A 10,614-nucleotide genomic window follows, 5' to 3' on the forward strand; every position below is an offset into this window, starting at 1 on the left:
CCACCCCGCGGGACTCCAGGCACACGACCGCATCTGGGCCCGTCTGCCGGATGTGCGAGATGAGGCTCATCGTCCGCCATCCACTCTTTGGCCAGTTTTGCCAGGGCACGTAAGGGCCATTGAGCTTGCCGCGTAACGGCTCGCGGATCAACCAGCCGACCTGATCGCGCGGCCAAGTCGTCAACCACGCGAACTGCACGTCGGCTCGCAGTGCGAGATCGTCAAGCGCGTCCACGAGGTCATCGTCGACCGTCATCCAGGAGCGCCAGCCTTGTGCGTTCTGGTGCAGCGTGCGCTCTTCCTCGCGGTGGATCCTGGAGATCGTGCCATCGACGTCGAGCACAAGCAGTGCGGAGCGCTGATGCGAGCGTCTATCCATGATCAGGCATCTCCCCGTAAGTGCTCGGGGGTTTGGACGTGCAGCCGCCTTGACGTGTCCGACGAAGGCTCCGAGATCGTCATAGCGCGAGCTTACGACCCCCTTGAGTTTGAGGTGGAGGTGGCTAAGCGTGAGTGGTCAGCGACGCCGGGTGCCGAGTGATGCGCCGGAGTGTCTCCTTCGGGTGGGAGAAGCCGCGTGCGTTGAGAGCCTCGTGCGCTTGGTCGGTGGGGTACATGCCGGATGTAGGGGTGGCTCGTCAATTTATGAAGTGCTCGAGCGTAGCTCGGCTGCCGAGGTACGTGCTGAAGATTGGACGGAACTCGGCTAGTTCGTGACGTACTGCAACCACGCGCGGTACTTTGAGCGTACAGCGATCCATCCCAGCGCTCTGGCACGAGCCACAGGTTGGACACGACGAGGCTTGCAAGGGGGCGGCGATGAGAACAGTCGATGATCAGATCCGTAGCGCCGATCGTGCCATCTGTGACAGCATCGCTGCGCTGAAAGGCGATCGTGCACTTATGTCGCTCGTGGTTTTGTCACACCTTCGAAATCTCGTAGAGGGAGCAGCGGTTCGCCTTCACACGGGCCGTGCTGATGCTGACTACGACTACGACGCGATTCAGGCGGCGCTGGTCGCCATCGGGTCAGCGCCGAAGCGCGTTCAGTTCCTGCACCGTTTCCACAAATTGCTACAGGAGAGCGTGTCGCACTACACGATGGATGGTGACACCTCCGAGCGGCTGATGCTCAAGTACTACGAGTACCTCATCAGGCTACGCCTGCTGCTGCGGGCAGCTTGCAAGATTGAGACGCTCAATAATCTGGAGGATTTTCCGGTCAACCTCGATCCTTCACTTCGCGAGTACCACCGCAAGATCGCCGCCCGGATCGATGCCGTCCGCGCCAATCCGACACCAGGAGGTGTTCGGAACCGGTACTACGTCCATCGAATCCGGCCGATCTTCACGAAGGGGCGGATTCTCTACGAGGTAGTCTTCCGCGCGACGACTGATCACTTGCAGAAGGTCGACCGAATCATTGCCTTCACGGACATCGAGATGACGGACAAGTACGCGGCGAACCTTACCGTGGTTTCCGAAGCCATCGACGTGCTCGGCCAGACGATGCCGATCACCATCATCACGGACTGGGAGGTCTCGATTCGTCCGTGCGAGTTCGACAACTTCGCTCGGTTGTTCGGAGTGGCGTCGAAGGTATCGTCAGGGTCCAGTGAGTACCGCGTGCTTATGGAGTATTTGACTCGAACGGAGACTGGACTCCTCGATGTCGTCGCGCTTCCTGACACTAGGTTTGCGGGGCTACGAGAGGATGCCACGCGGCGCGTCCAGAAGGCGGCGATCTTTCCCGTGCTTGAGAGGGCCCGCGATCTGATTTCCCGCCATCGCCCCGGGCACAACATGATCCGCTACCTCATGCTCAGGATGAATAACCTGATCCTCAAGCAGCAGTACAGCTCTCAAACCTCTAGCCTGCTTTCGAATCTCAACCTGGATCGCGGATGCAAGCCATTCGATTCAATGCCCTTCTGCACCTCGCCGAAAAAGCACAACGTCACGTTCTCCGACCTGGTCGAAAGTCTGGACACTCGTGACCGCGTCCACGAGCTGCTTGCTCGTCGTGTAAAGAACAACGTCGAGCAGCACGGCATGCTCTACACACCCGATGAGGAGCTTGAGCGCTTCGGCGACATTGACGCTTTGATCGCGACCTTCAACAGCAAGCTCTGGCACGGGCACCGCCCGGCGCGGGACCTCGTCCACGACAAGAAGCACGTCTTCGTCCAGGAGTACGAAGACGACTCGGTCGAGATCATCGAAGAACTTCAGGCCCACGCCAAATCTGGGATCGGCGGATATACCGAGGCGGTCGAGCGATGGCTTGAGGAGACGCCGACGGTGAACGTGGATGATCCGGTGAAAGAGGCAGCGCTCAAAGCACTGTTCGCGAGTTCCCAGGTCGCCTTGATCTACGGTGCAGCCGGCACGGGAAAGTCGACGATGATCGACCACATCGCTCACTTTTTCAACGACAAGAGGAAGTTGTTCCTGGCGCACACCAATCCGGCGAAGAACAACCTTGAGCGGCGCGTCAGTGCCCAGAACTCCACGTTTCGAACGATCGCGAGCCACCTCTGGAACGACACCGGCACCGAATTTGACGTGCTGTTCATTGACGAGTGCAGCATCGTCAGCAACGACGATCTCCTCCAGGTGCTACGGCGGACGTCGTTCGAACTACTTGTTCTTGTCGGGGACAGTTACCAGATCGAATCAATAAAATTCGGCAACTGGTTCACGTTGGCTCCGGCGTTCCTGCCGGACTCCTCGGTGTTCGAGCTCACCAGCCCCTACCGCACGAAGAGCGCCCAGCTACTGAAGTTCTGGGATGCCGTGCGCGGCATCGAGCCGAACATCGAAGAGTTGCTGGCTCACTACGGCTACTCAGCCGTGCTCGACGAGACCCTCTTCGCACCGCGCAATGACCAAGAGATCATCCTGTGCCTCAACTACGACGGCCTATACGGCATCAACAACATCAACCGGTTCCTCCAGAGCGGCAATCCTGGCGAAGCGACCGTTTGGGGCGTCTCAACGTACAAGATCGGCGACCCCGTCTTATTCGGGGACACCTCGCGATTCAGAGGAGTCATCTACAACAACCTCAAAGGAACGATTGTTGGAATCGAAACCTTCCCCGGTCAGATCCAGTTTGACATCGAGTTAGATCGGATACTCACGGCATTTGATGTCGCGCGAGTCTCCGGATTGCAGTGGCTCGGCGGCTCGACGGTCCGTTTCTCCGTTTCGGAGCAGGGGAGTACCGACGAGGAGGACGAGTCCAATAGCAAGACGGTTCCGTTCCAAGTCGCCTACGCGGTTTCCATCCACAAGGCGCAAGGTCTCGAGTACGATTCCGCGAAGGTTGTGATCACCGACGCCAACGAGGACCGCTTCTCACACAGCATCTTCTACACGGCGGTTACCCGAGCTCGAGAGCGCCTCACGATCTTTTGGACGCCAGAGACCCAACACGCTGTGTTGAGCCGGCTCGAACGACCGCACCAAGGACGGGACCTCGGTCTACTCCGTGGACGCCGCGGGCTCAAGTCGATTGGGTCGAAGAAGCGTCCCTAGTCTCCGGTCGGTGTCGCCACCGGCTGCTGAGCGGGGTCTGGTCAGGCCCAGCGGCAAGATCGGCACCACGACCCGCGTCGCCGAAGTGGGGAACAGTCCGAAATGGCCGACTTCATCTCCACTCGTCTCCGTGCATGTGTGCGGCGCGCGCGGCGGTTGGGGTTCGCGTGCAGTTTCGTGACGGTCAGTCGAGTTGGTCGGAGACGGGGCGGCGGCCGGCGCCGCGTTCGTAGATGACAGACACCCCGTGCGGGACGCGCCAGCTCTCGAGGGGGAGAGAGGCGATGAGGACTTCGAGGAGTGCGGCGGTGTGTGGGTCGTCGATCAGTTGCGCGGTCGAATTGTCGGTGACGGTGTCGTTGTGCACGAGGGTCACGCCGACCTCGCCGCTGCCGAACGGTGGTGCGTGGTAGAAGTTCAAAGCATCGAGGAGGGGTCTGAGGGCCACGACCGCGTCGCCGGGTTCTGGCAGCGACGAGATGTGGTCTTCGAGGACGGTGCCGAGGCAGTCGAAGGTCTCGGAGGTTCTCGACAAGATCGGTTCTGTGGCGTCCCGGAGCGCTGCCTGACTGATCCCTGCGTCGAGCTTGGTCATCGCGAGGAGGAACCGGGCGGTGTGACTTGCTCGTGGAGTCCCGGATAGGGCCTGGATGAGTGTGTTGCGAATGAGGCTTCGTGTGGTGGAATCGGCGCTGGCTGCTGCGGTGAGGCCGTCCGCGAACGCCTGCATGTTGCGTGGTGCCGGGCCGGTCAATGCTCGGAGGGCGACTTGGACGAGTCGGCGCAGCCATTTAGGTGTCTGGGTGGCGAGGCCATCGTCGAGGAGGGCAGCGGCGAGTTCGGGGCCGATCGGGCTCAACCAGCCGGGCCACGTCTCGCCGATGTCGACGTTCTCCACGATGTGGACGATCATTTCTCGTTGTTCGTCGGTGCCGTTGGAGAATACGTATCCGGCCATGAACACCCAGGTTGCGCGCCAGTGCGGGCTGGGGGCGAGGGCGATGAGCCGCGTGCGAAGGTTGGCGTCGTTGGTTTTCACGAGTGACCGAGCAGCCATGAGTTCTTGAAGGCTGCGGACTTCGAAGGCGAACCCGTCGTCTTCGGCGGGCACGAGGAGGACGAGCCGTTCGGTTGCGGCTTGCATGATCCGGTCCCCGATCTGGGTTCGGAGGCGGTCTGTGTCGTGTTCGAGTTCGGTGAGTCGGGCGTCGAGAAGCTCGCGCATCTGCCCGCGGGGCATCACCGATTTTTCGCCTCCGGAAGTTTCCGCCTTGATGTGGAGGACCCGGCCGACCGTTTCGTGCAGATAGATGATGGCGTGATTCTGTGACGCGAGGAGGGGTGCCAGGGTGGTGGGTTTTCCTGCTTCGCGCGTGTACATCGTGTCGAAGTACTGGGAGTAGAGCTGGTAGCGGTCCGAGGGCAGTGTTCCGACTCGCTCCAGGATGATCGTCATGATCAGTACCTGGAGCGGAGTCTTCATGAGGCGTTGCATCGTGCTCAGTGAGAACTGACGTTCCAGGGACGCGAGGAGTGGGTCTCGGCGGTCCGGATCGTCGGCGAGGCGCCGTTGAGTGACCATGCGCCCGTAGCGTTCTGCTGTTTCCCGATCGAGGGAGGTGAGGTTAAGTTGACGGAATCGTTCGGGCATGAATCGTTCCGCGTCGCTGGAGGGGCGGGTGGTGACGATGCAGAGGAGGTCGGCGTTGCTGTTCTCGAGGTCTTCCACAAAGTAGGTGATCGCGTCGAGCACTCGTGGGCGGACCTCGAGCGCGGTCACTTCATCGAGCCCGTCGAGGATGATGATCGACGGCCAGGAGGTGAGCCACCGTTTGAGGACGTTCGGTTTGATGTCGATGTCGGCCCGGCGCGAGATCGTGTCGGCGAGGAATCGGAGCAGCATGAGGTCGCCGCTCGGCCCGATGGCCGCAGCGAAATCCGTGAGCCTGATGAGCACGGGCCATCGCCGCCCGGTAGGACCATCCGTCCCGAGGCCGCGGAATGCTGCCTCGGTTGCTTCGCGGACGTGCCGAGCGGTGGGTGGCAGAGACTCTTCTGCCGCAAATTGTGAGCGAAATGCCTGCGTGACGAATTTCGTGATGGTGCTCTTGCCGCTTCCTGCTCGTCCGGTTATGACGACGTGGGGGCGCTCCACCCGATCGGCCATCATGGGTTTCAGCACAGCGCTTGACCGGGTGAAGATCTCGGAGAGGACCGTAGACTCCGTTGCGTCTTCGTCGGTAGTTTTCAGGTCGATGACGATCTGCTCGACGGACTCGCGGTCGCTGCCGCCAGCTTCTTGAAAATGGACCCAGCGTTCGGCGGACAGCGCCGCTCCCGCGTGGGTGTGTAAGAAGGGATGCAGCTCGTCGGGCCTCAAGGTGTCGGAAATCTGAGTGAGGCGTTCGAGCAGGTCACCCACGGTGAGGAGAGCCCTGAACCCGTTGCGCACGGATCCGTGCGCGGTGAGAAGAGAGTTGACTTTGTCTCGGTGCCACACCCGGATCTGTCGAAGGCCGCGCTTTCGCAGGGTGACTCTCGGGTCGCCGGACGCGGGGTTGTCCAACCATTTGGCAAGGTGCGCGGTGAGGCGGTCGATGCCGGCGCCCGGCGCACTCGAGATGCGGGCGTTCGTGACGAAAAGGAGGTGGTCCGGGACTGAAGCCCGGGTGCTGGACATGTCCAGCCATTTCTCGAGTTCCGCGTCGATCTGCTTGAGAAGCCAAGAGAGGTTGTTAGCGGGATCGACGGAGTGATGCTCGCGCTGTTTCGCTTGGATCACCGTGTACCCATCCCACACGTTCGGATCGTCAGGCTCGGTGCCCCACCGAATGAGCCCACGGAAGGTGGCCTCGCGCCCCCCGTCCGGCCCCGCCCCGAAGGCTTCAAGCCCTGGACCGAACACCTCCTCACACACGGCGATCGTCATTTGTTCGAAAGCGCGCGGACTGAGTTCCTCGAGCGGGTAGTCCTGGGCCATGGGGGCTCCATTCGTGGTCTTTCGAGGCGAGACGATTCAATACGTGACAGATCCAGTCGGTCGCATCAATGTACCGAACAGGGCCACTGTTTCACGGCAGGGTGCTCGCCGAGGCTGCTCGAGCAGGAGCGTTGAAGATTGTGCGAAGCGCCCTCCCTTACGAGTGACCCGTGCCGAACATGTCCGGAGAAGCGCAGAGCGTCGGCCTCGGTAAGATCACGTGACCGCCAGGAGGCCACGTGATCTGTCTAGCCGCCCTCGCCTGCGTCGCGCCGGCCCCTAATCCTCTTGCCGACCTGGTGCAGGTGGGGATCCTGGTCGTCGCGGCTGTGGCACTCTTCTGGGCTGTCCGGGAGTGGGTATGGGGCGGCAGCATCCTGAAGGTGCAGCTCGAGCTCGGCCGAACCGATGGCCTCCGGATGGTACGTGCCTCTCCGGCAGATATGGAGAACCCCGATGCCATCGACTGGCGGATGCCATACAGACTGGACGGTCCCGCACTCGATGTCGCTGTCATCACAGTGATCAACAAGGGCCGAACCCCGGTGACGGTACTCAGCCCGGCGCTGCTCTTCAGCTCGAAGGGTGCGGAGGACTTGCGAGTGTCGGGTCAGCTGGTAGGCGGCAGCTGGGGAGAGGACGAAAGCCGGATCCGGCTCGAGGTCCATGACTCCTGCGTCTTTACCCTGATGCTGCAGCCGATGGCCGTCATCGCGCGCAGCGACATGACCTTCCAGAAGCCTCAAGGAGCGGGGGAAATATCTGGGCTCGCGCAGCCGTGACGTCGGGGAAAGGTGGCGTCAAACTATCGCCGAGCTCCGTCCGGTCGAGAGCGAAGTGGTACTCGCTGAACCGCCTGGATGCTCGATGGAAGGTGAGCACTCCGTTGCGCGGGAAACCCCTCACTCCCACCGAAGAGCTGATGGCGCAGTTCCTAGCCCCCGGCGGAGATGTCTACGATCAATCGGTGCTGCTCGGCAGCGTGCTCGGTGCCGCGGAAGCAGGAGAATCCGTGAACGAGCTCGCCGCGCGGGTCGAAGACCGATACGGGATCATGAATGCCGGCAAGATCGCGATGCGCGCGATGGTCCTCGCTGGGAAGCTCTAGGGGCTTCGCGGCCTTCGAGAGTGCAGGCTGACCGCTACGCCAATGGCTGCGCACGGGCACCTCGCCCCGGGCGCTTCTGATTGGGGAGGGTAGTGCGGGGTGCAGCTGTGTACGTGAGCGTGAGGATCTCGCCAGCTGCAGGGGTCTTCACGGCGAGTGGTCGATAGGTGCGTTCCCACTCGGCGGGCACCGCGAACTCCGCAGGCGGCTCCAGGTGAGACAGGCGCGTTTCGCGTCGATCGCCATCTGCAGCCCGCCACTATGGCGTAGTTGGTGAAGCCCGCGTGCAGGAAAGTTCTGGTGAGGATCGCGCCTGCCTTGCTGGCCGAGACGGAACTGATGGGCTGCCGGTGCTCTGTCCGTGCTCGGCGCGTCGACTGCGTTGTGCCGAACTCGTCGGTGCTACGGGAACGACTTTTCATCGATTCCGGTGAGATCCCACGGCGACGCGAGCACTGGCTCGGTTTCAGAGCGGACTAACCGTGTGGGGGCCCACGCTACAAGGTGCTCGCCTTGCGGCGGACTCATGATGTAGTCGCGCGGGTGCCCGGGGCTGTCGGTCGCCGTGGTGGGATGCACCTCGAGCTGCTGATGCCAGAGGTGCGTCGCGGGCGTTGGGATCTGTTGCCCGGCGAACGCGATCGATCCCTCCTTGATGGTGATGACCTGCGGTGGATTTCCCGATGGTGAGGTGACGGTCGCGCTCTTTAGGCGGGCATGGACGACTTTGCCTTCCCAGATCAGACGTGTCTGCCGCAGTCTGACGCGTTCCAGGTTAGTGAAGCGACCGTTGCAGACTCCGATCTCATTTCCCGTGATCCTCTCGATCTCGATCACATCACTGAGCGCCTCCTCGATAACGCGCATCTGGAGTTCCTCTTCGGCGCTGAGGTCCTCCATCGAGATGGTGATGTTTCCGCCGGGGACGTCGAACACCGCGCGATCTGCTGAGTGCAGGCGCCGTGCGAGCTGTGTGGAGCGAAGCTTTTGCGCGTTTGTGAGTTCGAGGTACTTTTCCTCAGCGAGGGTGCATGCGACTGCCCGATCGTTCTCGAATGTGAACGCGAAGGTGAGGATGAGGCACCCATCGACGAAAATGTCCCATTCGACGCCGCCTTCTTCAGGGCGACGGTGCATGACTGCGGCTTCGAGGTTCGTATGCTCGTCGCCAGTCTGAAGGGTGAGGGACACCTGATTGGCGGGGTCCTGCAGGAACAGGTCAGAGACGGTGAAGCGCGACCATTCGGTCGGCAGGTCGCTGCCTTCCGCTAGATCAGGGACCGCGGTGCCGGTGTCGGCGTAAAACACGCGCACATCGATCGGTGACTCCGACTCGTGAACGCTTACCGCGGACGTCCATGCATCATCAGGCAACATGATCAGCGATCGTTCTTGCAGGTCGCGAACAAGGTCCAATGTGTCGAGTGTGAGCATTGCGATGCGCGAGAACACGCGAACCGCCGCGGTGTAGCGCTCCTTGAGATCATGCTCGAGCGCCGCCACCTTCGCTCCGCGGGGGTCCGCGTGGACGAGATCTGCGTAGAGCCAGCCTGCCGCAAGTTGCGTATCCGAGACGATGCTGGTCGGTGCATGATCGGGTCCGACCGCCTGAACGGTGTATCCCTGGACTTGTGTTCCCTGGATTTCCGTAGACCCCCAGGCTGCTCGTAGGGCCGTGATTCGCTGCCTATCGGAAGCTGATGCCGCCCCGGCAGTCAATGCGGTGATCGCGTCGAGGACCCGGTTGTAAAAGATCGGCTCCGACTCGACCGTGAGCGGGCGCAGGCGAGCGACGAGAGACTCGAAGGTCTCCTCATCGGGCAGGTCCTCTACGACGGTAAAGCGGCCCGCGAGATCGATGTTGCCGCGGATCATGGTGTTGGCGAACGCCTGGAGGCGGTCCCTCGACTGCGAGAGTGAGTGCGCGGCAACCCGTCGCGCACGCAGAACAAAGCGTTCCACGATCTTTGCGGGCTCGATCGTCGGTGCCACCTTCTTCTGGCCGCGACGATCGTTCTGAGCCGCCATCAGTCCACACGCCTTGTGAATCCCGTGATCAGGTCGAACGGCCAATCGACGGCGAAGACGCGATTGAAGCTGATCACCATTGCCGATTCCGTTAGTTCATCCGAGGCTGCCATCAAGATGATCTCGCCAGGGCTCGGTTCGTGTGCGGAACGCGCGACCTTGATGGACCTCGCTACGTCGCCGAGCTCAGCCTTCTGGTCACGGGGCACGTCTCGGGCAACGAGGAGCTCAGCTCTCAACGCATCAGCGCGAGGCGTCCGCGGGATCGCGTGCAGCGCAACGCATCCGGCCAAATATGCAGTCTTGACCGCTGCGATGTGCGAACGGGTTGCGTCGACAATCTCGTAGCTCATCTCGAACTCCTGTTCTCCCAAGATCTGAGAGACCGCCGGGTCGTGTTTGCCGTGTTGGAAGAGAACAAACCCGCCGGATGCGTTCTCGCGTAGTAGGTACTCGCCAACGCTGCGGCGGCCGGGAACGGTCTTGCCCGAGAGTCGTACCTTCCCGATCGCGTTCTCATACCAATTGCGCAGGTGCGGCTCGTACTTGCTGCCGAACTCGTTGTTGCAATTTTCACAGGTCATCGTGATCACGCTCCCGCCAACTGAGTGGGGCGGCACATGCTCTCGGCTTCGCGGCTCCGGCGCGAAGCAGATCGGGCAAACACCAAAGTCGACAAAATCGAACGCGACAGGGAGCGCCTGAAAATACCGCTCTGTTCCCAATGGCCGCGGCATACGCACCTCGAGCGTCGACCCATCCTCCAGACGAAGAACGGCCTGGCTGAGCTCAGGGATGCCGCGACCATTCGCACGCCCATTGACGCTTTCAATCACACCGCGTACACGAGGCTGGCCAGACGAATCGCTCACGGGTCAGACTGTACTCGTCGTCCTCGACGTTGCGGGAATGTCCGCTAGCTCTCTAAATCGAGGAAGCCCTGTGCGTCAGGATGGGG

7 protein-coding genes are annotated in these 10,614 nt (G+C 61.7%); 3 read left to right on the forward strand and 4 right to left on the reverse strand.

Translation table 11 applies throughout. From position 1 onward, the window contains the following. Positions 1-343: hypothetical protein (locus AAY78_RS00150; RefSeq protein ID WP_046746357.1), on the reverse strand; the 343-nt coding region annotated here is incomplete at its 3' end. Between the two features lie 476 nt (positions 344-819). On the opposite strand from AAY78_RS00150, the gene AAY78_RS00155 reads away from it, so the two are divergent. Continuing rightward, positions 820-3,540: an ATP-dependent DNA helicase gene (locus AAY78_RS00155; protein ID WP_046746358.1), complete on the forward strand. Its 2,721-nt coding sequence runs from the start codon at positions 820-822 to the stop codon at positions 3,538-3,540. A gap of 184 nt (positions 3,541-3,724) precedes the next feature. On the opposite strand, the gene AAY78_RS00160 is transcribed toward AAY78_RS00155, so the two are convergent. Continuing rightward, positions 3,725-6,520 (reverse strand): NACHT domain-containing protein, encoded by a 2,796-nt coding sequence (locus AAY78_RS00160; RefSeq protein ID WP_046746359.1) that lies wholly within the window; start codon positions 6,518-6,520, stop codon positions 3,725-3,727. A gap of 239 nt (positions 6,521-6,759) precedes the next feature. Here AAY78_RS00160 and AAY78_RS00165 point away from each other — a divergent pair, with 239 nt between their 5' ends. Together AAY78_RS00165 and AAY78_RS00170 are read left to right on the forward strand one after the other, a co-directional pair. After that, a complete protein-coding gene (locus AAY78_RS00165; RefSeq protein WP_046746360.1) occupies positions 6,760-7,302 on the forward strand; it encodes a hypothetical protein in 543 nt (180 codons plus the stop codon). A gap of 92 nt (positions 7,303-7,394) precedes the next feature. Further along, positions 7,395-7,628 (forward strand): hypothetical protein, encoded by a 234-nt coding sequence (locus AAY78_RS00170; RefSeq protein ID WP_156172568.1) that lies wholly within the window; start codon positions 7,395-7,397, stop codon positions 7,626-7,628. Positions 7,629-8,030: 402 nt separating this feature from the next. On the opposite strand, the gene AAY78_RS00175 is transcribed toward AAY78_RS00170, so the two are convergent. Then, positions 8,031-9,656 carry a hypothetical protein gene (locus AAY78_RS00175; protein ID WP_046746362.1) on the reverse strand — a complete coding sequence of 542 codons (1,626 nt, stop codon included), beginning with the start codon at positions 9,654-9,656 and terminating at the stop codon, positions 8,031-8,033. Continuing rightward, positions 9,656-10,528 (reverse strand): HNH endonuclease, encoded by an 873-nt coding sequence (locus AAY78_RS00180; RefSeq protein WP_156172569.1) that lies wholly within the window; start codon positions 10,526-10,528, stop codon positions 9,656-9,658. The genes AAY78_RS00175 and AAY78_RS00180 overlap by 1 nt, the downstream gene beginning before the upstream one ends. Between the last annotated feature and the right edge of the window lie 86 nt (positions 10,529-10,614).

The sequence above is a fragment of the Microbacterium sp. Ag1 genome (assembly GCF_001005635.1).
GTDB classification, from domain to species: domain Bacteria; phylum Actinomycetota; class Actinomycetes; order Actinomycetales; family Microbacteriaceae; genus Microbacterium; species Microbacterium oxydans.

Bases quoted from the DNA above. Each gene is read 5' to 3' on its own strand.
- AAY78_RS00155 (WP_046746358.1), top strand. From the start codon at position 820: ATGAGAACAGTCGATGATCAGATCCGTAGCGCCGATCGTGCCATCTGT.
- AAY78_RS00160 (WP_046746359.1), bottom strand. From the start codon at position 6,520: ATGGCCCAGGACTACCCGCTCGAGGAACTCAGTCCGCGCGCTTTCGAA.
- AAY78_RS00175 (WP_046746362.1), bottom strand. From the start codon at position 9,656: ATGGCGGCTCAGAACGATCGTCGCGGCCAGAAGAAGGTGGCACCGACG.